At 53.0% G+C, this 22,814-nt stretch carries 21 protein-coding genes; 9 read left to right on the forward strand and 12 right to left on the reverse strand.

Annotated features, from left to right (window positions below):
• Positions 1 to 17: 17 nt before the first annotated feature.
• From Q8K39_RS15635 to Q8K39_RS15650, 4 genes are read right to left on the reverse strand one after another with little or no spacing between them, the layout of a single operon-like run.
• Positions 18 to 1,052, reverse strand: coding sequence for a hypothetical protein (locus tag Q8K39_RS15635; protein WP_305261594.1), 1,035 nt, complete (start codon positions 1,050 to 1,052; stop codon positions 18 to 20).
• Between the two features lie 42 nt (positions 1,053 to 1,094).
• Positions 1,095 to 2,513, reverse strand: coding sequence for a DUF4407 domain-containing protein (locus Q8K39_RS15640; RefSeq protein ID WP_305261596.1), 1,419 nt, complete (start codon positions 2,511 to 2,513; stop codon positions 1,095 to 1,097).
• Positions 2,514 to 2,516: 3 nt separating this feature from the next.
• The gene (locus Q8K39_RS15645; RefSeq protein ID WP_305261598.1) at positions 2,517 to 3,287 is read right to left on the reverse strand and encodes a LytTR family DNA-binding domain-containing protein; all 771 of its coding nucleotides are present in this window, start codon (positions 3,285 to 3,287) and stop codon (positions 2,517 to 2,519) included.
• Positions 3,280 to 4,533: a sensor histidine kinase gene (locus tag Q8K39_RS15650; protein WP_305261600.1), complete on the reverse strand. Its 1,254-nt coding sequence runs from the start codon at positions 4,531 to 4,533 to the stop codon at positions 3,280 to 3,282. The genes Q8K39_RS15645 and Q8K39_RS15650 overlap by 8 nt, the downstream gene beginning before the upstream one ends.
• Positions 4,534 to 4,759: 226 nt before the next feature.
• Here Q8K39_RS15650 and Q8K39_RS15655 point away from each other — a divergent pair, with 226 nt between their 5' ends.
• The 4 genes from Q8K39_RS15655 to Q8K39_RS15670 all read left to right on the forward strand — a co-directional run bounded on the left by Q8K39_RS15655 (position 4,760) and on the right by Q8K39_RS15670 (position 7,537).
• Positions 4,760 to 5,095 carry a PadR family transcriptional regulator gene (locus tag Q8K39_RS15655; protein WP_305261602.1) on the forward strand — a complete coding sequence of 112 codons (336 nt, stop codon included), beginning with the start codon at positions 4,760 to 4,762 and terminating at the stop codon, positions 5,093 to 5,095.
• The gene (locus Q8K39_RS15660) at positions 5,092 to 6,066 is read left to right on the forward strand and encodes a hypothetical protein (RefSeq protein WP_305261604.1); all 975 of its coding nucleotides are present in this window, start codon (positions 5,092 to 5,094) and stop codon (positions 6,064 to 6,066) included. Before Q8K39_RS15655 ends, Q8K39_RS15660 begins: the two co-directional genes overlap by 4 nt.
• A gap of 159 nt (positions 6,067 to 6,225) precedes the next feature.
• Positions 6,226 to 6,843 carry a hypothetical protein gene (locus tag Q8K39_RS15665; protein ID WP_305261606.1) on the forward strand — a complete coding sequence of 206 codons (618 nt, stop codon included), beginning with the start codon at positions 6,226 to 6,228 and terminating at the stop codon, positions 6,841 to 6,843.
• Between the two features lie 76 nt (positions 6,844 to 6,919).
• Positions 6,920 to 7,537, forward strand: a complete 618-nt coding sequence (locus Q8K39_RS15670) for a hypothetical protein (RefSeq protein ID WP_186953363.1) — start codon at positions 6,920 to 6,922, stop codon at positions 7,535 to 7,537.
• An 8-nt stretch (positions 7,538 to 7,545) separates the two neighbouring features.
• On the opposite strand, the gene Q8K39_RS15675 is transcribed toward Q8K39_RS15670, so the two are convergent.
• The 4 genes from Q8K39_RS15675 to Q8K39_RS15690 all read right to left on the reverse strand — a co-directional run bounded on the left by Q8K39_RS15675 (position 7,546) and on the right by Q8K39_RS15690 (position 13,856).
• Positions 7,546 to 8,298, reverse strand: coding sequence for an ABC transporter substrate-binding protein (locus Q8K39_RS15675; protein WP_305261608.1), 753 nt, complete (start codon positions 8,296 to 8,298; stop codon positions 7,546 to 7,548).
• 274 nt (positions 8,299 to 8,572) lie between these two features.
• Positions 8,573 to 9,982, reverse strand: a complete 1,410-nt coding sequence (locus Q8K39_RS15680) for an MBL fold metallo-hydrolase (RefSeq protein WP_305261609.1) — start codon at positions 9,980 to 9,982, stop codon at positions 8,573 to 8,575.
• 299 nt (positions 9,983 to 10,281) lie between these two features.
• The gene (locus Q8K39_RS15685; protein ID WP_305261612.1) at positions 10,282 to 12,726 is read right to left on the reverse strand and encodes a DUF6600 domain-containing protein; all 2,445 of its coding nucleotides are present in this window, start codon (positions 12,724 to 12,726) and stop codon (positions 10,282 to 10,284) included.
• A 128-nt stretch (positions 12,727 to 12,854) separates the two neighbouring features.
• Entirely contained in the window at positions 12,855 to 13,856 is a 1,002-nt protein-coding gene (locus Q8K39_RS15690) for a LysR substrate-binding domain-containing protein (RefSeq protein WP_305261614.1), read from the reverse strand.
• Positions 13,857 to 13,965: 109 nt separating this feature from the next.
• Here Q8K39_RS15690 and Q8K39_RS15695 point away from each other — a divergent pair, with 109 nt between their 5' ends.
• Both Q8K39_RS15695 and Q8K39_RS15700 read left to right on the forward strand, forming a co-directional pair.
• Positions 13,966 to 14,556 carry a hypothetical protein gene (locus Q8K39_RS15695; protein ID WP_305261616.1) on the forward strand — a complete coding sequence of 197 codons (591 nt, stop codon included), beginning with the start codon at positions 13,966 to 13,968 and terminating at the stop codon, positions 14,554 to 14,556.
• Positions 14,553 to 14,933, forward strand: coding sequence for a VOC family protein (locus Q8K39_RS15700; RefSeq protein ID WP_305261618.1), 381 nt, complete (start codon positions 14,553 to 14,555; stop codon positions 14,931 to 14,933). Before Q8K39_RS15695 ends, Q8K39_RS15700 begins: the two co-directional genes overlap by 4 nt.
• 18 nt (positions 14,934 to 14,951) lie before the next feature.
• On the opposite strand, the gene Q8K39_RS15705 is transcribed toward Q8K39_RS15700, so the two are convergent.
• Entirely contained in the window at positions 14,952 to 15,923 is a 972-nt protein-coding gene (locus Q8K39_RS15705) for an alpha/beta fold hydrolase (RefSeq protein WP_305261620.1), read from the reverse strand.
• An 82-nt stretch (positions 15,924 to 16,005) separates the two neighbouring features.
• On the opposite strand from Q8K39_RS15705, the gene Q8K39_RS15710 reads away from it, so the two are divergent.
• A complete protein-coding gene (locus Q8K39_RS15710) occupies positions 16,006 to 16,629 on the forward strand; it encodes a TetR/AcrR family transcriptional regulator (protein WP_305261622.1) in 624 nt (207 codons plus the stop codon).
• Positions 16,630 to 16,707: 78 nt separating this feature from the next.
• Here Q8K39_RS15710 and Q8K39_RS15715 read toward each other — a convergent pair whose 3' ends face one another.
• The gene (locus Q8K39_RS15715; RefSeq protein ID WP_305261624.1) at positions 16,708 to 18,696 is read right to left on the reverse strand and encodes an OPT family oligopeptide transporter; all 1,989 of its coding nucleotides are present in this window, start codon (positions 18,694 to 18,696) and stop codon (positions 16,708 to 16,710) included.
• 317 nt (positions 18,697 to 19,013) lie between these two features.
• On the opposite strand from Q8K39_RS15715, the gene Q8K39_RS15720 reads away from it, so the two are divergent.
• On the forward strand, positions 19,014 to 20,225 hold the full coding sequence (locus Q8K39_RS15720; protein ID WP_305261625.1) for a hypothetical protein: 1,212 nt from the start codon (positions 19,014 to 19,016) through the stop codon (positions 20,223 to 20,225).
• Here Q8K39_RS15720 and Q8K39_RS15725 read toward each other — a convergent pair.
• Positions 20,222 to 20,908: a flavin reductase family protein gene (locus Q8K39_RS15725; RefSeq protein WP_305261734.1), complete on the reverse strand. Its 687-nt coding sequence runs from the start codon at positions 20,906 to 20,908 to the stop codon at positions 20,222 to 20,224. The genes Q8K39_RS15720 and Q8K39_RS15725 overlap by 4 nt on opposite strands.
• Before the next feature lie 685 nt (positions 20,909 to 21,593).
• Positions 21,594 to 22,043: an Lrp/AsnC family transcriptional regulator gene (locus Q8K39_RS15730; RefSeq protein ID WP_305261626.1), complete on the reverse strand. Its 450-nt coding sequence runs from the start codon at positions 22,041 to 22,043 to the stop codon at positions 21,594 to 21,596.
• A 131-nt stretch (positions 22,044 to 22,174) separates the two neighbouring features.
• On the opposite strand from Q8K39_RS15730, the gene Q8K39_RS15735 reads away from it, so the two are divergent.
• Complete coding sequence (locus Q8K39_RS15735; RefSeq protein ID WP_305261627.1) at positions 22,175 to 22,789, forward strand: LysE family translocator; 615 nt, start codon at positions 22,175 to 22,177, stop codon at positions 22,787 to 22,789.
• Positions 22,790 to 22,814 lie beyond the last annotated feature (25 nt).

Raw genomic sequence — 22,814 nt, forward strand, 5'->3', positions numbered from 1 at the left:
GATTTTACTCAGCAATACTATTTTGACACATAATTGAACTTCATGAGTAAACCTTTGGGACCAACTGCCCAGCCAGTTTGTGGATTGGTGAAAGCCACCGTATTCACAGGTGTTTTATCCAGCACTTGCCAGGTCTTGCCTGCATCATGCGAAATGCCGGAACCGGCCAGGCCCGCCGCCACATAAGTGCTGCTGGCACCAGGTACGGTAGCGATGACGGACATAAAGCCCTGCGGCGATACCGGTGCTGGCAACCAGGTCTTGCCGCCATCTTCCGTACGCGCCCCATTCAGTCTATCGAGTTGCGGGAGTTTGTAGTCACCACCGACTACCATGCCATGTTTTTCATCCAGGAAAGCTACCGAGAATGCACCCTTGCTGGCGACTGCAGCAGCCAGAGGCAGGGTCGCGACTGACCAGCTCATGCCTGCATCGGTACTGGCAAACACACGTGCCTGTTCAGCACTGCCGCTGACCAGCCAGGCATGCTTGCTGCCATAAGTGGCCAGGCAAGTGCCACTGGCGGCAAAAGCACCTTCGTTGGCCAGGGCAGTCAAGCCGACATGGCGGCGTTCTTGCCAGTTCTGGCCACCGTCAGACGTCAACAAGACCTGGAACTGGCCATCGACAGCATCACCAAATATCATCCCTTGCTTGCCATCAACAAAAGAGATCGCATCCCAGAACCCTGTACTGGCTTCATTGGTCTTCAGCAATTTCCAGCTGGCACCACCATCGCTGGTTTCGTAGAGACGTGACAAAGCGCCTGGCCCGGCACTCATGGCGATGGCATGCTGGGCATTAAAGCCATGGATGTCACGAAAATCCAGGCCATCTGCACCTGCTACCTGCATGCTCTGCCAGTGTTCACCATCAATGGTACGCAAGATGGTGGCCCTGGCACCGCTGGCCCAGGCGACTTTGTTGCTAACCACGGACAAGCCGCGCAACTCAACTTCGGTGCCGCTGTTTTGTGTTATCCAGGCTTCTGCGGCTGACGCAGAATACATCGTGCTGGACAAGGCTGCAAAAGCGATGACGGCGAGTTTCATGGGCTGATGGACTGGAAATAATCGTGGCGCTATTAGACCCCTTTATTTGGGTGCCAGCAAGCGCAAAAAATTCGCATTCATGGTGTTCAGGGTTTCTTGCAATAGAGACCGCAAGCCCGAAGACGCATTGCCGGAGCTGATACTGGAACTAAAATTGGCTTGCTGCTCCAGTTGCTGCATTTGCCGTATGGTGGCGAGCGCTGCGGCGCTGATGCCATCGTCCGCTTGCAAGGCAGCGTGCTCGCCCTTGAGGGCAGTCAGTTCGCGTAATTGCGCGACTTCAATTTGCGCCTGGCGCACGCGGCTGTTGCTGGCTATGCCCAGTTTCAGCAGGTATTCGTCGGCATTCAACCTGGCATCGACATCAGTGTGGCTGGTGAACTTGACGATGATGGCGACCAGTTCTATCGTTAAAAACCACAACAGCCACCAGATGAATTGCAGGCGTCTGTGTACATCGTTTTGCAGCATGTCCCAGGTGGCGGCAAAGTCGGCGGCGAAACCGGCGTGCGATGCGGCCTGTATATGTGCTGACTGGGTTTTTTCCAGTGCCTGTGCATCGGACCTGGCTTTGTTGACTATCGTATTGGCTTGATGACGCTCTTCTGCCAGTTGCGCTTTCTCAGCCAGTTTTTCTTTGCGCCAGGCGATCAGGGTCTGGTTGATGTCCTGTTCTTGTCGCAGGCATCTGACCCTGGCGGCGGTGATGCGATTTTGTGCGGCGCTGATTTTTTGTTCCAGCAAGACAGCTTCTGCAGGCAAGGCTACCGTCATGGCTTTGCGCCAGTTGGCGATCTGGCCATTGCTGCGGCGCTCTTCGGTTTTTGCCAGCTCACGCAGGGTCTGTAACTGCTGGCGCATTTCTGCCATTTGTGGCGGTTCGCCATACAGTTTTTCTTCTGCCTTTTTCAGCTTGTCATCCATTGCTACTACATCTTGCTGCAGGGCTGGCAAGCCCGTTGCCTGTTGCGCACTTTGCAGGTTGTGTATCAGGCGGCTACGTTCCAGTTCGCCGGTTTTTACCGTGATTTCAGCGCGGTTGCTGTCGACATAAAAAGGGTAGACCATGGTAATCGCCGACAGCAGGGCCAGCAGACTGCGCCAGAACAGGCCCATGCTCTTCGCACCCCAACTGGCATCTGACTGTATCGACATGATCATCTGTCGCTCCAGGCACCACTGGAATACTGCCCACAGGCAACCGGCAATGATGGCACCCGTGCTGCTGACATTGACCATGGTCGCCAGCATATGCGCCATGCCATAACCGGCAAACACGGCAAAGAAAATCACCAGTGCGCCTATGCCAAAATACTTGTGGCGGCCACGTGCATACAGGTAATTACCATCGCTGTCCTGGGCGTCCAGTACCTTGAGGCTGACCGCCGCCGACAGGGCCAGCAGGGACTTGCTGGCGTGAATCAGGGCCTGCATAAAAGCGTGATGATTGTAATAGCGCATGCTTTACATATTCCTGAACAAGACCATGAAGGGCTGGCTGACACTCAGCGTCTCTGGCCGTGTCTTTAGTTTGACCAGGCCTTTACCCGTATCGTCGCGGCTGACGGAGGCAATCGCGCGCAGGTTGACGATAGTCGATCTGTGTATCTGTTTGAACATGCTGTTATCCAGCACCTGCAACAAATCACGTACGGGTTTGCGCAACAGGGATTCACCCTCGGCGGTCATGACCACGGTGTATTTGCTGTCAGCCTGGAAGTAGGCAATATCATCAACCATGATGAGCCGGGTCTCAGCGCCTACGCTGGCGGTGATCCACACCAGCGGTGCCGGTTTGGGCACATCTGCCGGGCCGCCGCTAAGCTGGCGCACCAGGGCGCTGACAGCCTGCAAATCTATCGCGCCAGTCAGCGCACGCATTTGCAGGCGCTTGACGGTGGCCAGCAACCTGTCTTGGGTAATCGGTTTCAACAGATAATCGACGGCACCTTTTTCAAAGGCATCGATGGCATACTGGTTATAGGCAGTGACGAACACGATCTGGCTGCGCGGGCTGACTTCAGTCATGGCGGCTGCTACTTCCAGGCCACTCAAACCTGGCATGCGGATATCGAGGAACACCACATCTGGCTGATGCATGGCGATGGCTTCCAGCGCGCTGCCACCATCATCACAGGCCGCTGCAATTTCCAGCTCTGGCCAGGCCAGGCTGAGTTGCTGCAACAAGGCTTCACGCAACAGGCTTTCATCTTCGGCGATGACACATCTAGGCATGTTGCTCTCCCTTCGCTTTAATGACGGGGACTGTGATAGTGGCAGCAACACCGCTGGGGAAGTTACCAACCAGCACGAAACCAGCTGCATTGCCATGCGCCAGACGCAAGCGTTCACGCACATTCTTCAAGCCTATGCCAGTGCCGCCAATTTCGGTGCCCAGGCCGTTTCCATCATCGGCGACAGTGACGGCGACATTGCCTTCATGCTGCCTGGCAATGATCCAGATCGTGCCGCCGTCAGTCTTGGGTTCCAGGCCATGCTTGATGGCATTTTCTACCAGAGTTTGCAACATCATCATGGGGAAGGGCAGGGTTTTCAATTCTGCTGGTACTTGTATTTGTATATTCAGCCGTGCGCCCATGCGTATCTTCATGATGTCCAGATAGGCAATGGAGCGTTCCAGTTCTTCGCCTATGGTGGAAGCTGTATCTTCAGTGCGTGGCAGGGAGTGGCGCAAGTAAGTAATCAGGTTGCCCAGCATCTGGTCAGCCGCGGCCGGATCAGCCCGCGTCAGCAACTGCGCACTGGCCAGGGTGTTGTACAGGAAGTGCGGTTCCACCTGGGCGTGCAACAAATTCAGCTTGGCGACCGTCAATTCTTTTTCAGTGACGGATTGCGCAGCGCTGGCTTTTTCCTTGCGCCTGCGTTCTGCAATGCGGCGGGTAATGGCGCGGGTGATGGCTTCGGCATTTTCCAGGTTTGTCCCATTGTCGACCAGGAAAAAATCAGTCCAGGCCGGGCGCTCCGGTTCGCAAATCAGGGTCAGGCTGCCGATGCCATCGCCGGGTGTGATGGTCGCCAGGATCTGGTTGCGCTTGGTGGCCAAAAAATCGAGGACTTTCAAATCATCAATAAAGTTTGCCTGATAAGGATCTATGCGCTTGATCTTGGCGCGTACTTGCAGGCTGTCCCTGGCACTCTCGGCATCTTCGGCACCTGGCAATTCACGTATCGCAGCATCGACCAGTTCAAAGGCCTCACTGGCTTCCAGCGGGATTTCTATCTGGCGGCGCTGGCGGTTCGCCAGCGTCGAGGCCGTCACATTGCTGGAAATCAGCCTTACCCTGCGCACATGCGAAAAGCTGATACCCATGACCAACACGACCAGGCTTAAAGGGAGGAGGATGAATTCACCCGGCATATGGCTTCCGAATATCCCGTTAGCAATGAATATCGTCATGAACAGGATCAGCGCACTCCAGCCAAAACTGGCACGTAAGATAAACCAGATAGTCGTGAACATTGTTATTTCCTTCTTATTTGCGATTGCTGCCAAGAATAATTGCCTGCACGGCTTTCGTCTCGCATTTTCCGACGAAAGCAAAAAAAATCTGATGAATTAAGGAAATAGGGGAGCAAAGCCAGCCTTGATACAAGCCATTAAAAAAGAACTTGCATCTTTACTGTGTGGCGCATAGTATTATGCTGTGCACGACACAGTATAGGTGAAAAAGAAAGGAATCTAAGACATGTCAGAAGACCGGTTGGACAAAATGCGCCTGGAGCTAAGGCGCGGCGCGCTGGTGCTGGCCGTGCTCGGCTCCTTGCGACAGGCGCAGTATGGCTATTCCCTGCGCAAAGCCTTGCTCGATCATGGACTGGATATCGATGAAGGTACTTTGTATCCCCTGGTCAGGCGGCTGGCTGACCAGGGTTTGCTCGACAGTGAATGGCAACAGGGTGAAGGCCGTGAAAGACGCTATTACACCCTGTCGCAAGAAGGTGTGGAATTACTGGAAAAACTCACGCAGGAATGGCAAGCCTTGAATGGCACGCTGACTACTATTTTGGAGACTGGACGATGAATCTGCTGCAAAAATACATACATGCGGTCAAGCTGGAATTGCCGCAGGCGCAAAGAGAAGACATAGGCCGCGAACTGCAGGCCAACATCCTGGATCAACTCGATGCTATCCATGAACAAACCGGCAGGGAAGCCAGCCAGGATGACGTGGCTGCCGTGTTGGAAAAACTCGGCCATCCGGCCCAGGTAGCTGCCCGCTATGCCCCTGTCACCCCGCTGGTCAGCAGTGAATTGATGCCCGCCTACAAGCTGGTCATGAGCTATGCCCTGGGCATTACCCTGCTGTTACAGACACTGAAAAGTGGCACCGTGTTTTTGGCAGCAACCCATTACAAGGTATGGCAGGCCCTGATGCAATTGCTGGCTGGCTTTATAGAGCAGGGGGCACTGGTGTTTACCTCGGTGACGCTGGTGTTTTATCTGGCGGCGAAAAGCGGGATGTTGCCCAACTGGGCCAGCAACAAGGGCTGGCGGGTGCAAGACTTGCCTGAGCAGGAACATGACTGGCAACAGATACGCGGTAGCGACATCATCACTGATTTGTCTGGCTGCGGTTTTATCCTGCTGCTGATCTGGCATAAGTACTGGATGTCGGAAGCCAGCTTGCAACAATTGCGGGTGGATTTTTCGCCTGCCATCACAGCGTATCTGCCATGGATGAGTTTGTTGCTGATCGCTTCAGTCGTGTTTGGTATCTGGTGTGCCAGCCAGCCGGTCTGGAGCAAGTTGAAGCTGCAATTGAACATCCTGCAAAACAGCTTGTACGTGATCCTGTTTCTCTTCTTCAGCCAGCTGGATGCTCTCATCGTCAGCACGGGTACGCCGACGATACTGGATTTGCAAGGTCTGGATAAGGGCATACAGTTAGGCTGCCTGGCTTATGCACTGTATCTGGTGTACGAGTGCTGGCGCGATGCACGGCGCTACAGGCTGCTCAGTCAGCAACAGGTGGGCAAGAAAATACCAGCCTGAGTTGCTGGTCCTCTATCGTTGATAGTTGAAAATATGTTATCTTTATCGTGCGTCGCCGGACTGACATATGGCATGGATAATATGGCATGGATGTGCAGTCCAAAAGTATTTATTTCATCCACGAAATGAGTCACCCATTATAGAAAGTAAAGGCTGCATATGGATATCAAGCTTAACCTCATCAACCGATCGAATGATAGCAATAACTCCAGCGTAGTGATTTTTCAAAAAAATGCCGCGAGCAATTTCAATGAATTGGCGGTTGCCTGGAAGGTGATACAAAATCTCGGCGTTGGTGATAGTCGCCACTTTAGCTTTCCAGTGGCAACCTTTGTCTCTGCCAGTGATTCCTGGGGTAATTACACGCCTCAACTTGCTGCAAAAAATGGCGCGTTATTGCAGATGGAGCAAACAAACTCGGGTGCGCAACTAACTCAGGCTGGTTGCGCAACAAATCCTACACAGATACATGTCGCCAATGCCTTGTCGCAAGGTGCAGTGAATGCCTCTGTTTTTCGGGATGGCACCCTGCTGGCAACCCTGACTTCGATTGCACCGGGACAAAAAGCGGTGTTCGAGTTCAAGCCCACCATCTGGATAGGTGTGGAAAGCCAGGTAGAACAGGGGCAAGTCATGAACTCGGCTATCCTATCGAATGTTAATACTGAACTTTCTCTGTTGGGCGTAGCCAGTGCAGACATCATCATGACCGGCGGTGGCCCAGGTGCCAACTCCACACCTTTTTCTTTTGTTCTGGATAATATTCAACATGTCTGAAGTCATGCTCGTGGTTTGTCTTTCACGATAACTGATACGTACGCCAAAACCTTACCTTAAATTCAAAGGGCCTGACATGGATGTTCAACTGAACTTCATCAATAATTCGAATGACGTCAATAATTCTGATGTCATCATCTTCCAAAAAAATGAGGCAACAGATTTTGACGAATTGTCCGTTGCCTGGATGGTCATCAAATACTGTGGTTTTGGCGACAACCACCCCTTTACTTTTCCCATGAGCATGACTGTCGGCGCGAGTGATTCCTATGGTAACCCTACCCCGCAATTAGAGGCGGAATTTGGAAAACTGTATAGTATGCAGCTAACGACTTCCGGTGACAGGCTGGTTGCTGCTGGCAATGGCACCAGTGCCAAGGCAGTACAAGTCCGTAATGATTTGATGAAAGGTGTTATCAATGCATCCATTTATAAAAGTGGGAAATTGCTGGCAACCAAAACTTCCATCACTCGGGATCGGCCAGCCGTGTTTGAATTCAAGCCAACAATCTGGATAGGCGTAGCTTCTCAGATCATGCAAGGTGAAGTCATGAACTCGGCCATTACATACAATATCAACACCGAATTGTCACTGCTGGGTATAGCGAGTGCAGATATCGTCATGACCGGTGGTGGCCCTGGCCCTAACTCCACGCCTTTTTCTTTTACTCTGGACAATGTCGTCATGGCCTGAGGCCATATTCAGGGCTTGCCAGGCGGGTCCAGCCTGATCACTGCCATTGGTGGCGGCTCGTTTGGTAGCCATTTTTGATGGATGCGAGCAAAGTGACCTTCTTTCTTCAGCCAGCGCAAGGCTTCTTCCCAGACCTTGATGGTGGCTGGTGGCGTGGAGGTGGAAAAAGCCAGGTACAGTTCCAGGCTGTCGAGGACTTTAACCTTTTCCACATCATCGGCAGAATGACCAATTTCCTTGAGCACAGAAGAAACTACCAGGCTGCCTTCCACCCATAAATCAAAACGTTTGGCCAGCAACATATTGGCAATGATTTGTGGCGTTGGTGCCTGTTCTATATTTTGAAAACCCTTTTTGCGTGCCGTGTCTGCAAAGATGCTGGAACGGTAAGCACCGACCTTGAGTTTTTGTATCTCCTCCCCCATGCTGTGTATGCGAAGGGCATTGCCCTTGCGCGTGTACAGTGAAGTGGTGGAGATGGCGATGGGACCTAGCAAGACCATGAGTTTTTCCCGCTCCTCGGACCTGCCGACGGTGAATAGCAGGGTATTCGGTTCGTCCAGCAAGGCCTTGTAGCCGCGTGCCCAGGGCACGACTTGTATGGGTTGATTGCTACCTATATGTGCCTGCATGGCTTGCACCACTTCGACTGCCATGCCCTCGGCTTTGGTACCGTTGCCAAAACTGATGGGTGGCCAGTCTTCTGTGAAGATTTGCAATTCTTGTGCTTGCGCATGCGCAAGCACAACCAACAGAGTCAATACGCAAACCACAACCCTGGTCAGCAAGTTTCTCAGCAATATATGTATATTGAATAAGAGGGATTTGTACGCGTGCATCTTGAACCACTATCCTGTTGTGCAAAGTGTATTGCCTGGGCGCTGGAAGTTAATGGTGAGGTAATTGCGAGGTATTTGCTTTACTGAAATTTACAATAATTGCCGCAGGAGCGATAGCAGTATACGCAAACTGCGTTGCATATGACGCACGCAGACACAGTTTTCTACAAATGGGAGGACGCAAGTCCTCCCGGGTTTATTTTTCTGCTCGCCTCAATGCCAGCGCCTTTTGGAATTCTTGCAAGCTACCGCTACGGCCATGCACACCTACCAGTTGCTGTACCTGGAGTTGTTGCTGTTTCATCAGGCTATCCAGTTCCAGCCCTCCATCAAAAACCGGCGGGATGGGGCCGACTTCAGGCAGATAAAACAGGTCGCCCTGGAACAGGGTCTGGCTGGCTTTATCATATGCCACCAGCATGTCGGAAGCGTGGCTGCTGGCCAGCGGATAAATGTGTATGCTGCGGTCACCCAGGTCCAGCTCTTGCCGGGCTGTGATTTCCCGCACCTTGCTGGCGACGTCCTGGCCTAGCTGCCTCTCCACCGCCAGTGTGCCATCCTTGCCCGTCAAAATCTGCACTCCATCCTGCACATAGGAAGGTGTACCGGCAATATGATCGCGATGGGTATGTGAGAGCACGATGTAGGCCAGTTTGCGACCAGGCGCAGTTTTTTCTATGAGCGCCCTGACTTTGGCAGCTTCTGCCGGGCTGATGGGGGCATCATAGATCGCCACACTATGCGTACCGACAGAGAAACCGGTGTGATAACCGGATTCGCTGCCATCTACCCTATAGGTGCCAGGGGCGATCAAGGTGGCGCGCAAGATGCCCTTGTCTTGTAGTTCAATGTAGCCAGCAGGCAGGTCAAAGCTATGGGCATCGATATGCTCAGCCACTTGTGCCTTGAGATGCCATTGCATTACCTGCTTGCCGCCACTTTTTACGGTGATTTTTCGGGGTTGTAGAAAATCGCCTTGCATGCTGTAATCGGCATATTCATAGGTCGCGCTTGCAGTTTTTGCGCTTTGCACCTGACCGCTGATGCGCTCGATGATCATGCTGGCAGGGCGGCCTGCGGCATCATCGAAACTCACTTCCTGGTATTTATCATTTTCAGTACCTGGCCCATTCAGCGGCGTGCGTTTGCTGGCTTGCTCAAGCAACAGTGCCGGGCTCAAAAATAGAAAATCGGCATAAGCGTTGCGGGCGTCCTTGGCAGGTCGCCTGTCAATTTCCAGTCCTTGTCGCCATTGCAGCAAATCGACAGTGGCAAACCCATCCTTGTTACCAGTGGACAGGAAGTGAAACTTGATATTGCCCGGCCAGACAGATTCACTGACAGAGCGGAACTGTCCATCTTGTTGCAAGATTAATTGCTGCTGGAGTTTGATTTCCTGCACGGCGTTTTGTGGCGTGGCCGCCTGGTGCGATACCAGGCGTATGCCTTGCATCTCAAGTGTGACGGCAAAGACAGGCGGTATGGTCTGCGCCTTTGCATTGCCACCGGCAAGAAAAATACAGATGCTGGCGAGGATAGCTGGCAGTGGTAATCCTGAGCATTGCGGGCTTTGCCTTAGTGGCGGTAAAGCGTCTGATGTAACCATCCTGGTCTTCCTTATCGTTGAGCGAAGTGAACTTGCATGCCGTGAATGGCACGCCTGTTTGGGCAAGGGACTTGTGATGCAGTTCAAAAAATTCAAACCTCTGCAGCATGTATTCGTCACAACGCAAACCGCGATGCATCAGATCATCAAGCTACTGATTGACAGGAGCATGTAGTAAAAGGTAGCGAGGGCAAGGCAGGGAAGATAGAGAGGCCGCTAATGAAAAAGCCAGCCCAAGGGCTGGCTGGCTTTATAAATTTGCGTTCACTTAATTGTGTTCACTTATTTGCGTTCACATTTTAGCGTTCACTCAAGCCACGCATTTTTGCATTGCGTGCATCATCCTTTTCTTTCGATCTTTCTGCGGGCGCTGGTGCAGGCGCAGGTGTCGGTGCCGGCATGGCTCTCGGGACTGGCGCTGCTGCAGGCATGGGCATAGGCGCAGGGGCTGGCATTGCCCGTGGCGCAGGCGCTGGCATCGCCGATGGCATGGGCATGGGTGCCGGCCTGCTTTCCATGCGGGCAGGTTGCTGGATCTGCGGTGCTTGCTGTATAGGTTGCGGCTGAGGTGGAGGTTGTATCAATGGCGCTTGTTGTACGGGTCTTTCCATCTGAGTAATGGAAGGACGGCGTTCTATGGACCTGTCATTGCCACGGTCGACATTGCGCTCTGGCTGTCTTTCCCCACGCAATTCTTGCTGGCCATTATTATTCCAGGTGCTGCCAGGACGGTTTCCCCTGTCATTGTTTTCTACCGGTCTGCCGGGGTTTGGTGTCCCCATGATGGCATTGTTGACTGGCGTATTCGTTGATGGTGTATGCTGCGGCTGCTGGTTCACTGGTGGATTTACATGCTGAGTTGCCGGTTGATTCACAGCTGGCACCACATTGATTGTGGCAGGCTGCGCCGTGCGTGGATTGTAGACATTGGCATTGCCCGGCATGGTATTGCCATTGTTTGGCATGCCATTACCATACTGGCGAGGCTGGTTATTCGCAGGGTTGTTGGCAGGCTCATTGTTCCAGTTGCTGCCTGGGCGTGGTGCTCGATCGCCATTCTCCACAGGCCTGATCTGGTTAGGCGCTGCCGCATTGTTATTTGTTGGCGCATTCACCGCAGGCGCAATATTGATGCTGGCAGCATTGCCTGGCTGTGGCGCGATATTCGCTGGTTGGCGAGGTGCATACACATTATTGCTTTGTACGCCAGTATTCGGCGTGATCAGGCCCGCGCCAACTGGACGCATGCCTTGTGTAGGATTGCTGTTGACTTCCGCCGGACGTGAGACAGGCAGGCCTTCATTTGGACTCAAATTGTTTATCCCATTCAGGCGTTGCTCAGTGCGGGTGGCAGGCAGCACCAGGTTTCTCTGGCGGTACTGGTCACCATCACGCCAGTTTTGCTGTCTTGCCTCACCAAAACGATTATTGCTGCCTGGCGCGATACTCGGTGCCTCAGTCAGCGCAACCGGGGTTTGCCTGCCAGATGTCACCAGCCTGCTGCTCGAGACTGGCATGACATGTTCACCACGCGTGAAGGTGGTAGTTGGCACAACAGTGATGGCATGTTGCACACCCTGATTGACGTAACGGCCGCTGGTCGCGCTATTGTTGACGACCAGGCTTTGGTTCAGGCGTTGTATGTACTGGGTGTTGCGGGTATAGCCTGGCCGGTAGACCTCTCCTGGCCCCAGGGGGAACCAGGCGACCGAAGGCTTGGAGCCGTGTTTGTGAGGGATATAATGAGCGCCACCTACAAAGGCCACCAGGGCAGGTGCATAGACAGGGCGGTGATGGTGATGTCGCGGACCCGGCACCCAGGCCCAGCGAGTACCAACATACGCCCAGCGGCCATAGTGGTAAGGCGCAAAACCCCAGGGCGCACGGTCTACCCAGGTCCATCCCCATGGCGCGACGTAGACCCAGTTGCCATCACGGTAAGGTGCCCAACTGGCACTGACCTGGCGCGGATACCAGACTGCGCCATAATTGGTGCTTGTTTCCCATACTCCGTATTGATCAAGCTGTTCGTAGCCTATCACTTCACGCGAGACATAGCGCACGGTTTCCAGGTTTTCTTCAGCGCGGTCACGGTCAGCCGCCCAAAGATCAAAAGCATCGTGTGGCGAGACTGTGCCTATGGAATTGTGTTGCAGATTGCTACCCATGAAGCGAGTTTGCTCTCCCTGCCTGATGGTGATGGTATCGCGTTCACCGTGAGCAATCGCGGTGCCGCGTCTTACCTGTACCGTGGTGCTGTTGTCAGGGTTGACGGTGATCTTGTATTCGCCAGGTTCTTGCAGCGAGAACACCATGTTTGGTGTACGTATATCAAAATTTTCTTTGCTGCTGAGCTCGCGCACACGTACCACCATGCCGCCCTGATTCAAGTCGATTTGCGTATTGTCATCGTCCAGCAGGTTGAAGCTGATGCGGGTGTTTTCCTGCATGCGCAAGACATTCGGACCCACACGCAATTCTGCCTTGCCAGCATAGGGCACTTGCAAGCTGTCACCAGTAGAAATGGGACGATTGAGCATCAGCGCAGTCCAGTCATTGCTGCCCGCATCGGCAAAGCTGATATTGCCGTGGGAGTAACTGACCCTGGCAACGCGGCCCGGTGGCTCATCCTGGGCATGCACGGGGGTAAGTACAAACAGGCTGGCCACGGCCAGCGCCGCGAATTTCAACAAGGGAGCACGGCGTACTCTGGCGAGCAGGGTGGGGCGATGTAAGACAGGCATGAATTTCTTCCCGGCATTGGGTTAAACAAAATGACTAGTAACATGTCTAGTTCTATCCTTAACGCGCGAGCTGCTCATTTGGATGTCAGGATATTTGACAATGTTTGTATATTTTTGTAGCAACTTGCTTAGCCCGGCGTTACAGATGATGGCATGACTTCATCTTCAACAGATAAATTCAAGCATTGCACCTGTGCCAGCTCGGGCCCGCTTTGCTGCACGAACTCCTGCGCCTGGCTGATGAGCCAGTCGTGCACGCATTTGACTGCGGTGATGTTCAAGCCCTGCCTGGTGGAAAGTAAATAGTAATGCTTCTGGCTATGCAAGCCACTGTCAAAAACTCTTTGCAAATACCCTTGCCTGATCCTGCCACAGACATGGCTGTGACGTTCAAAGGCAATGCCATGGCCATGTTCGGCAGCTTGCAAAACCAGATTGCCATCATCAAAGCTGATACTGCGCAAAACCTGTTGTGCGGGCAAACCCAGGGCCTTGAAATAGGCTGACCAGGACGAACCTACACCTATGGTATTGGCATGCACCAACAAGGGCAAGGTCAGCAAATCTTCGACCAGTGCAGGCTGATGTCTGGCGATGAAGTCTGGTGATGCTACCGGGTAATAATAATCGTCCAGCAGTTTGTGCACCTGCACATTGGCTGCGTTGCCAGCACCAGGATTTTTACCAAGAAAACGCAGGGCCAGGTCAACCCCGTTTTCACCCAGCTCGGCCAGCTCTATGCTAGCCTGTATTTGTAGGGAGATATCGGGATGAGTGAGATAAAAGTCATGTAGCCTGGGGAGCAGCCAGTATGCAGCAAAAGCGGGCAGGCTGGCAATCCGCACCACCTGGCGCGGGCTACGATGATGCTGGCTGATGCGGTCGATTGCCGCGCCCAGTTGATCCAGCGAGAGCGTGACTGCCGCATGCAATTCCCGCCCGGCATCGGTCAGCCTGACACCATTTTGGCGCTCGAATAATTCCAGCCTCAGTTGCTCTTCCAGTGAGCGTATGCGATGGCTGACCGCACTATGCGTGAGACTGAGTTCTTTTCCTGCCAGGCGAAAATTCTGCAGGCGACCCGCAGCTTCAAAAATACGTAAATCATTCAAACCTGGAATTTTTTGCATGACGATGTTTTTTACCTGACTAGTTTTTCTCTATACCCTGGTGCATATTTGTCGCTAGTGGCAAATATGCAGGCACTGGATACTGGCGCTTCTTTGAAAAGGAGTTTGTATGCAAGCGCAATTTACCATCCCCGCCAGCTCAACTGGCAAACAGATACTGGTGATGTTATTGGCCAGCCTGATGCTGTTGATCACTGTATTTCCAATGCGAGCTGATGCTGCCGCCGCAGTAGCACCAGCAACAACCTATCCGCTGGCGGCAGATGTCAGCAGTATCGATGGCATTATGCACGCCTATTATGAGGTTGTCTCCGGTCCGCCCAATACGCCGCGCAATATTGCCAGGGATATCTCATTACATCATCCCCGTGCACAAATTTTTCCCACGGTACATGAAAAGAATGGCGATCCGCGCCTGCTGGTTTTTTCTGTCCAAGAATTCCATGTCTGGAGCAAGCCTGTCTATGACACTGGTTTTTATGAGCGCGAAATCGCACGCGAAGTGAAAAGCTTTGGCAGCTCCACCCACATCTGGAGCACCTATGAAACACGGCAGACACCTGATGGCGAAGTGACGAGTCGCGGCATCAATAATATCCAGTTGTACTTCGATGGCCAGCGCTACTGGATATTGTCAGAAACCTGGGACAGCGAAAGCCCGCGCAATCCCCTGCCAACAAAAAACGGGGTGAGCAAATGAAGATAAACCATATCAGTTTGCTGGTGAGTTCACTGGAAACCAGCATGCCCTATTATGAATGCCTGTTGCCGCAACTGGGTTTTGTCGAGAGCAAGCCGCAGGTCTGGACTGATGGTGAGGGTTTCTTTTTCCAGTTCTTGCAGGCACATCCTGATACCCGCCCCTACGAGCGCTATGGTGCAGGCATGAATCACCTGGGCTTTGGCGCAACATCGGCAGAACAGGTCATGCAAATCCGCCACACGATGCAAACAGCCGGATTTGAAGTGCCAGACCTGAAAAACCTGGGTGGTTCACTGGCCTTGTTCATGAAAGATGCAGACGGCATCCGTTTTGAAATCACTTACTATGCGCCCGGGGCGGCGGTGGTGGATTAGCTAATTTATGTGGCTATCTTATTTGCTTATCTTGTCCAGCCATTGTTTTCCCTGAGTGATCAGTTCAGCATTGAACTCTGGCAGCAAGGAGAAATGCCCCCAGTCAATTTCTACATAAGCTTTCCTACCTGACAGGCGCTGGTAACAATCCAGCGTCAGTTGCGGCTGGACCATCTTGTCGCGCTTCTGGTTGATGACCAGCACAGGCACATCAGTATTGGCTTCCAGCGGTATCGCAAAAGCCGTATCAAGCATGCTGGCAAAATAACGTGCCGTGACCGTACGCAAAGTCAGCGGATCAGCTTGCCATTTGGCATAAAAGCCTAGTGCAAGATCACGCTCATCCATCATGTTTTCAAAACGTGCCAGCGGGCGGTAGGGCAGACGCAGGTGTGGTGCCAGTTTTGCCAGCAAGCCGCTCATGGCCCTGCACGCCCTGGCCAGGCCAGGGATTTTTGCCAGCGCAGCAAAACGGGTAAAGGCCAGGCCGGTGACCGGGTCGCCAAAGTCAAACAGGTTAAGGCAGACAGCGGCAAGGGGCGGTTTGCCCTGGCTCGCCATTGCGGCTGCTGCTGCATAAGTCAGGCCGCCACCTATGCTGCCACCGCACAGATACAAGGGGCCAGCGAATTCCTGCATGGCCCAGGCGGCTACGTCGACGATGTTTTGCACGGCCTCGGCCACCGTAAAATCGCCCATGGCACCGCCAGAGCGACCCTGGCCTTTCTGGTCTGGCACGATGACGGTATAACCCTGTTCATAAAACGCCAGTGCCAGGCCGACAAACAAACCGCCATAGCCACCGCCGCCATGGTTCAGGATCAGTACCGGCGCTGCCGGGTCAGTTTGCTGATACAGGTCTATATGCAATTCCACCCCTGTAGATGGCAGATGGCGGGTTTGCACCACAGCCAGCACGCGTGCCAGCAAGGCAGGGTCATGGTAGCAATGCCAGTAAGTCTGGTCCGAATGTGCTTTGTCTATATTCATGGTGAAGTCCGGTAATCGTGCCGGACTATAATATGAATAATCATTCATATTGTCTATTCGCATTCGGGAGCTGGTTTTTGTCATGGAAAAATCAAGCGGTCAGCCTTTAAAACAGCCATCGCAGCAGCGTTCCAGGATCACGGTACAGGCCATCCTGGAAGCAGCTATTCATATTTTCGACGAATTTGGCTATGCAGCAGGCACGACCTCACGTATCGCCAGCCGGGCTGGAGTCTCGATAGGTTCGCTCTATCAATACTTCCCCAACAAGGACTCGATACTGACGGCGTTGGCAGAACAGCATCTGGCCGAGGGCGTGGCACTCAGCGTGCGCCTGCTGGAAACCCTGCGCACGAGCACTCAAGCGCTTGAACTTGTATTACGTGACATCGTTGGCCATATGATTAGCCTGCATGAGAGTAATCCTGGCTTACACAGATTGCTGTATGAAGAAGGCTTGCTGCCTGCACAGTTGCGGCAAACCGCCAAACAGGCAGAACAGTTTTTGATCGAAGAAGTGGCCCGCTGCCTGAGCCAGCGCCATGACGTTGCCGATGTTGCTGACCGTCAGATGCAGGCTTATTTTGTGGTACACGCGATAGAACATTTCACCCACAGGCTGGTAATAGACCAGGCACCGGTGGAGTTTCAGTTGCGTGGAAAAAATGAATTGGTCAGTATGTTGTTGCGGTATTTGCAGGCATAGACTTGGAAGACGATGTAGGTTGGGCTGGTAAACCGCAGCCTAGCGAGGCCCGGCCCAACCTACAATTCATCTGTGCACTTACATCAACACATTGATAATGGCATTACCAATACCCAGGATAGCCGCACCCGAGATCAAACCAGCACTGATAGCTTCACAACCCTCTACCCAGAAGGTATGGCCTTTCGTGCCTTTTTCAGAATTTTTCTTGCCCATATACCAGAATATCAAGGCACCTATCCACATGGCGAAGCAGGATTCTGGTGGCAAGACTACGCCCAGACCGATGGAGACAGCAGACAGCGGCAAGCGGCCACGAGTGATGACATTGGTCACCTCAATGAACACTGCGCACAGGCCAGCCACTGCCATCGCGATGATGGCGGAAGTTGGCAAGCCGCTCACGCCCTTGGCAATGATCTCAGCCACGCCTTTCCACTGCAAGGCAGACGGGAAGGCGAATTGTTCGCTGACGATAGTCGCCGTGCTGCGCAAGCCGTTGGCATCTGGTGGCAAGAACAACAGGAAGAACAGCGGTACGCAAGCCAGTGCACCAGAGACAATGCCGATGATATGGCCGATAACCTGGTGACGCGGCTTGCCACCCAGCATATAGCCAGGCTTGATATCAGACAGCAATGATGATGCATTGAAGGCGATATCTGCCGTCATGCCGGCTGGCAACAGGTTATTGGCCGGATTGCTGCGGTCTATCGCACCCATGCTGAATTGCGTGATCTTGGCCAGCGCACCGATAGGTGCCCAGGATGTCAGCGCCATCGCATTGATACAGATAATGGTCAATACAAAGATCAGCGGGAAGGCGATCAGCGCCATGATGTAAGGCACACCAAACAGGGTATTGACCAGCCAGGCAGCAATCGCACACAGGATAGGCACGCCAACATAAGAAATCCACAGTGGCACTTCTATGTCTTTCAGCGGGTCCGGGCCTATATCTTTTTCTTTCTTGCTGCCACCCGTCATGGATTTGAAGGCTGCCTTGAACAACTCAGGTTTGGCCAGCAAGCCCACCATGGAGCCAACCACCATCATGGTCACTGCCCACCACAAGCCCCACTGATTGACAATCTCGGTACGGGAAATTGCCACCACCGTGCCATTTGGCAGGGTACGCGCAGCGATATCACCGTTTTGTATCATCCATGGTGCCAGGATAACGAAGTTGATGAAGGCACCCAGCATGACGCTGCTGGCAACCCTTATGCCCATCAGGCCGCCAACACCGAGCATGGCAACGTCGGCAGTCAGACGTAAGCCCAGTTGACGGATATCCGTCCCCATGATCTTGGGTATCCACCAGTTGAGCTTGATTGCAGCGTTATAGTAATAAGTGTCCAGGCGTTCGTGCAGATACCATGGTTCTACCATGCCTGCCCATTTATCCATGCGCAAAATCTTGAACTGGATCAGACGCATCCAGCCATCGCTGACTATCATCTGGTACAAGCCAGCGAACAGACTGGTATAGCCCAACAGCTTGGCCTTGTACATACCGCCGCCAGCGCCATCAGTATACAAAGAATCGAGCACTACGCCGCAGGCGCGGCCCTCGGGGAAAGGGAGCTGGTCTTCATTGACAAAACGGCGTTTCAGTGGGAAAGCCACCAGCACGCCTATCAAGGCGACCACCATGACCCACACCAGCATCTGCCACCAGGGGATAATCTTGCCGGTGATCAGCATATACGCTGCCAGGCTGGAAATCATGGGGTTGATCATATAACCGGCAGCAGTGGCGATGGATTGCGTGCAATTGTTTTCCAGGATGCTGTAGTCGGCTGTGACGCCCAGGCTATGCAAAATCTTGAAAATTGCAAACGACAAAATCACCGAAGTCAGACCAACACCAATACCAATACCCGTCTTGGCACCGATATACAGTGCAGTGGCGGCCAGTATGCCGCCCAGCAAGAAGCCCGTCACCGCCGAGCGCAAGGTCAGTTGCGCCATGTCCTTGCGATAGACATTATCAAACCACCATTGATCCTTTTCTCTTCTGGTCCAGGTGCGTATCTGTTCATCATCCAGCTGTTGTAAAGCCATGTATCCTCCATTTTTATAATGAGGATCTACGCAAAACCGCCCCAATGCATAGCAAGGGCCAGCAATAACAGTTTTGCGTAAGTCCCGATAGTGAGTGCATCCTTGTAGGCTGCAAATTTTCCGCCATATCACGCCCTGCTTCAGTTTTTGTAAATATATGAGCTTGGGCGGTAGCGCAATATAGTGTTAGCTGAACAGCATGTCAATTCTTGTACATGGCACTGAGCGAAGCAGCCTGAACTTGAGCAAGCTCCAGGCGTCCAACAGCAGTAAAATGCAGGCAACAATATTTCTATCAATACATGCGGAGAACGCTGATGACACTGAACCAGATTGCAGAAGCTTATGTAAAACTCGTCCTGGCAACAGGCCAGCATGACCCCGGCTATGTCGACGCCTATTACGGCCCGCCTGAATGGCAGGCAGCATCCCAAAAACTGCCCCTGGCAGACTTGTTGCAGCAAGCGCAAGAATTGACGAAACAGGCACAGTCCCTGCCAGCAGCAGAGACCGGACAAGAACTGCGCCAGGATTTTCTACGCCTGCATGTCGCCGCAGTGCGCACTTACATCGCCCATCTGGCAGGCAATAAACTCTCTTTCGATGATGAGTCAGTCGCCTTGTACGATGCCCGCTCACCCGATTTAAGCCCGGCAGATTTCGACCCCATCCTGGCCGAACTGAGCGAGCTCTTGCCCGGCGCAGGTGATTTGAACACCCGTTTGAGTGCCTATGCCAAACAATTTGAAATCCCGCAAGACAAGCTCGATGTCGTGTTCAAGGCCGCCATCAATGAATCCCGCGCACGCACCAGAAAATATATCAGCCTGCCTGAAGAAGAAAATTTTGAGATTGAATATGTCAAGGACCAGGTCTGGAGTGCCTACAACTGGTACAAGGGCAATAGCTATAGCCTGATACAGGTCAATACCGACTTCCCCATGTTCATCAGCCGCGCCATCGACCTGGCCAGCCATGAAGGCTACCCCGGCCACCATGTCTTCAATCTGCTGATAGAAAAACACTTGGTCAATGAAAATGCCTGGGTAGAATACAGCGTCTATCCCCTGTATTCACCGATGTCTTTCCTGGCCGAGGGCAGTGCCAACTACGGCATAGAAGTCGCCTTCCCGCATGCAGAACGCCTGGCCTTTGAAAAAGAAATCCTGTTCCCGCTGGCTGGCATAGACCCGGCCAAGGTCGAACATTATTACCAGGTGCAGGAAGTACTGCAAAAACTGACTTACGCTGGCAATATGGTCGCCAAGCAGTATCTCGATGGCGACATAGCCACCGAAGCTGCCGTCGCCATGCTGATGAAATACGCCCTGTCTGACGAAGCGCGATCGCGGCAACGTCTGCGCTTCATGGAAAAGCATAGATCCTACGTCATCAACTACAACCTTGGCCAGGATATGACCAAGGCCTATGTAGAAAAACTCGCCAAGCCCGGCGATGAACAAAGCCGGTGGCAAGTCTTCGCTGAACTTTTGTCCAAGCCCAGGACAGCGTCGATGATGAAGATTTAAGACGCTGACAAAGCAGGTATTTGTCGGGCCTTATCGACATCCGGACTACGGTAAGCCTTTTCAGGTATGGTCGATAAGGTCGATGCATGTACTTGCTGATTATCGAGACCATAAAATTTCTGGAAACTCATGATCAGCGGCTTCCATTTGTCCGGGTCTATACGGTCAGGATTGCCATCCTGCAGTAACGATGCATCCACATGCAGGCGTTGTATCCTCAACTCGAATGTCAGTATGCCACCCTTCAGCATGGCTTCATCTTCGGCTATGCCGTGCATGGCAGCGACCGTGCATTCTTGTTGTACCAGGCATTCCTCCACCCGCGCTGCCGCAACGGTTTCTGATTTTTGCGGCGTCAGTCCTGCCAGTTCAAATTTATTTCTCTCCAGCCGGTAGCCGCGTGCGGCCTTCCATGGCGACATGGCATCCGAGCCTGTCGTCAATGCCAGTTTGTTGACGGCTGCTACTTCATTGACTGATGCCAGGTTGAGTACGCACTGGCCGTTTCTTTTCAGGTTGCGGGCGGTTTGTGAACTCGACCCTACACCGATGACGGCGCGCCAGCCTAACCAGAAGATAGAGGAGATAGGGGCCAGGTTAAAACTGCCATCTTCATTGACAGTGCTCACCAGGATGACGGGGGTGCCGAAATAGAGTATGGCGGATTCGCTGCTGATGTGCATGGTGTCCTCGCGTGTTGGTTGAATGATGGAGAGAGTATGCGGGGTGTTGTTGGTTTGGGCTGGCTGGAAACGGACAGGGGATTTTGGTAGGCGTGATTTGAAGGTTTGCAGATTTGAAGACATTAACCAAGCTGACTATTCTTCAATAAACCTCAATCCTAAAGACGTCATTCCACCGGGGTGGCGCTCCAGCGTGGGGTTAGCTGGAATCCAGTGACATTCTTTGCATGCTGCGAATGATATAAATTTTTGATCGGTAGTTGTTTAATCAGTAGGTTGGGCTACGCTTCATCAGCCCAACACTCGCCCTACGATCAACGTATTCTTAAAAAACGAAGCGATATTTCTGAGTTCGTTTTTAACTACCTGCACACGTAATTTAAGATTGCTGGCCGGTGGTAGACCGGCAGCTACCCACCTTTTTGTCTCGCCAAAAAAGGTGGGCCAAAAAGGCGACCCAGGCATAGCCGCCCCTGCGGGGTTCCCGTTTGTGCAGTACAAAAAATGGGAAGATCCGAAACTCGCTACGCTCAGACAGCGGCTCTTCTTGATCCATTTTCTGTACAGCCCAAACGGCGGCTACACATGGGAACTTCGAACGTCAAAAACAACCGGCAACCCCAGAGTCAAACCCAACAGCGACGTCAACACGACCAGTAACCGTCTTGCTATCAGTTCACACCATTCACTTAACCTCCACTGGCATCAAAGCCCGCAAAGGTATAGGCGCCGACATGATGATGGACGTTCGCGTCTCACCATAGTGGTTGATATTCCCGACAAAGCTTTCCAGGTGCCGCAAATCTCTTGTTGCAACGCGTAACAGAAAAGAATCTTGCCCCGTCACATGCAGGCATTCCAGCACTTCAGGCAAGGATTTGAGGTGGGCGATGAGACTGGATTTTTGTGGCTGGGGGACGGTGATGCCGATCACGGCCTGGACTTGCAGACCTATGGCTTCGGCATTTACCTCTGCCCGGTAGCCCTTGATGACACCGGCTTCTTCCAGGCGTTTGACTCTTTCGGATGTGGCAGGCAGTGACAGGCCGGTTTCGTCGGCGAGTGCTTTCAATGAGATGCGGGCGTCGCGTTGCAGGGCTGCCAGGATTTTCCAGGCTTTGGTGTCGATATCCATGATATTAAGTTTACAGGTAGATGCACAAGAATAGTGAAGGCAATGTAGCAGTTTTACCTTAATTTTTCCATGTTAATGCCTGCTGCAACTCTTCATACTGGATGCATGTTCTTTTTGATGTGGGTGTATTCATGGAAGCAGGTCTATTTTTCAAAGCCATGCTGATCGGTCTGTCGATAGCCGCACCGGTCGGCCCCATAGGTTTGTTGTGCATACAGCGCACCCTGGCGCATGGCATGCGTACTGGTTTTGTCAGCGGCATGGGGGCAGCCTGTGCTGATGCTGTGTACGGTGCGATTGGGGCATTTGGCATGTTGGCAGTGACGGATTATTTTGTGTCCTTGAGTACACCACTGGCAATAGGCGGGGCCTTGTTCCTCGGCTGGATGGGCGTGAAGCTGCTGCTGGAAAGCGGCGAAGCAGGGCAGGCGGCCAGCGTGAGTCAGCAACGCTCAGGCAAGGTATTTGTCTCAGTGTTTGCACTGACCCTGGCCAACCCCATGACCATCATCTCGTTCATCGCCGTGTTTGCCACTATCGCCGGGCCCAAGGTACTTGATACCGCAGCGGCAGGCCTGATGGTGCTGGGTGTATTCCTGGGGTCGGCAATCTGGTGGTTCATGCTCAGTGCCGGTGTTGCCTTGCTGAGCAGGCAAGTCGGGCCGGGTTTGCTGGGCACCATCAATCGGGTTGGCGGCTTGCTGCTTTTTGGTTTCGCACTCTGGCAGTTATGGCAAGTCTTTTGAGCCAGGCGCAAGAAGGCAGCACTTT

Origin of the sequence: Undibacterium sp. (genome assembly GCF_030683615.1) — a bacterium.
GTDB classification, from domain to species: domain Bacteria; phylum Pseudomonadota; class Gammaproteobacteria; order Burkholderiales; family Burkholderiaceae_D; genus Undibacterium; species Undibacterium umbellatum.

Coding starts and splice junctions, on each gene's coding strand:
- Q8K39_RS15635 (WP_305261594.1), bottom strand. CDS start 1,052: ATGAAACTCGCCGTCATCGCTTTTGCAGCCTTGTCCAGCACGATGTAT.
- Q8K39_RS15640 (WP_305261596.1), bottom strand. CDS start 2,513: ATGCGCTATTACAATCATCACGCTTTTATGCAGGCCCTGATTCACGCC.
- Q8K39_RS15645 (WP_305261598.1), bottom strand. CDS start 3,287: ATGCCTAGATGTGTCATCGCCGAAGATGAAAGCCTGTTGCGTGAAGCC.
- Q8K39_RS15650 (WP_305261600.1), bottom strand. CDS start 4,533: ATGTTCACGACTATCTGGTTTATCTTACGTGCCAGTTTTGGCTGGAGT.
- Q8K39_RS15655 (WP_305261602.1), top strand. CDS start 4,760: ATGTCAGAAGACCGGTTGGACAAAATGCGCCTGGAGCTAAGGCGCGGC.
- Q8K39_RS15660 (WP_305261604.1), top strand. CDS start 5,092: ATGAATCTGCTGCAAAAATACATACATGCGGTCAAGCTGGAATTGCCG.
- Q8K39_RS15665 (WP_305261606.1), top strand. CDS start 6,226: ATGGATATCAAGCTTAACCTCATCAACCGATCGAATGATAGCAATAAC.
- Q8K39_RS15670 (WP_186953363.1), top strand. CDS start 6,920: ATGGATGTTCAACTGAACTTCATCAATAATTCGAATGACGTCAATAAT.
- Q8K39_RS15680 (WP_305261609.1), bottom strand. CDS start 9,982: ATGGTTACATCAGACGCTTTACCGCCACTAAGGCAAAGCCCGCAATGC.
- Q8K39_RS15685 (WP_305261612.1), bottom strand. CDS start 12,726: ATGCCTGTCTTACATCGCCCCACCCTGCTCGCCAGAGTACGCCGTGCT.
- Q8K39_RS15690 (WP_305261614.1), bottom strand. CDS start 13,856: ATGCAAAAAATTCCAGGTTTGAATGATTTACGTATTTTTGAAGCTGCG.
- Q8K39_RS15695 (WP_305261616.1), top strand. CDS start 13,966: ATGCAAGCGCAATTTACCATCCCCGCCAGCTCAACTGGCAAACAGATA.
- Q8K39_RS15700 (WP_305261618.1), top strand. CDS start 14,553: ATGAAGATAAACCATATCAGTTTGCTGGTGAGTTCACTGGAAACCAGC.
- Q8K39_RS15705 (WP_305261620.1), bottom strand. CDS start 15,923: ATGAATATAGACAAAGCACATTCGGACCAGACTTACTGGCATTGCTAC.
- Q8K39_RS15710 (WP_305261622.1), top strand. CDS start 16,006: ATGGAAAAATCAAGCGGTCAGCCTTTAAAACAGCCATCGCAGCAGCGT.
- Q8K39_RS15715 (WP_305261624.1), bottom strand. CDS start 18,696: ATGGCTTTACAACAGCTGGATGATGAACAGATACGCACCTGGACCAGA.
- Q8K39_RS15720 (WP_305261625.1), top strand. CDS start 19,014: ATGACACTGAACCAGATTGCAGAAGCTTATGTAAAACTCGTCCTGGCA.
- Q8K39_RS15725 (WP_305261734.1), bottom strand. CDS start 20,908: ATGCACATCAGCAGCGAATCCGCCATACTCTATTTCGGCACCCCCGTC.
- Q8K39_RS15730 (WP_305261626.1), bottom strand. CDS start 22,043: ATGGATATCGACACCAAAGCCTGGAAAATCCTGGCAGCCCTGCAACGC.
- Q8K39_RS15735 (WP_305261627.1), top strand. CDS start 22,175: ATGGAAGCAGGTCTATTTTTCAAAGCCATGCTGATCGGTCTGTCGATA.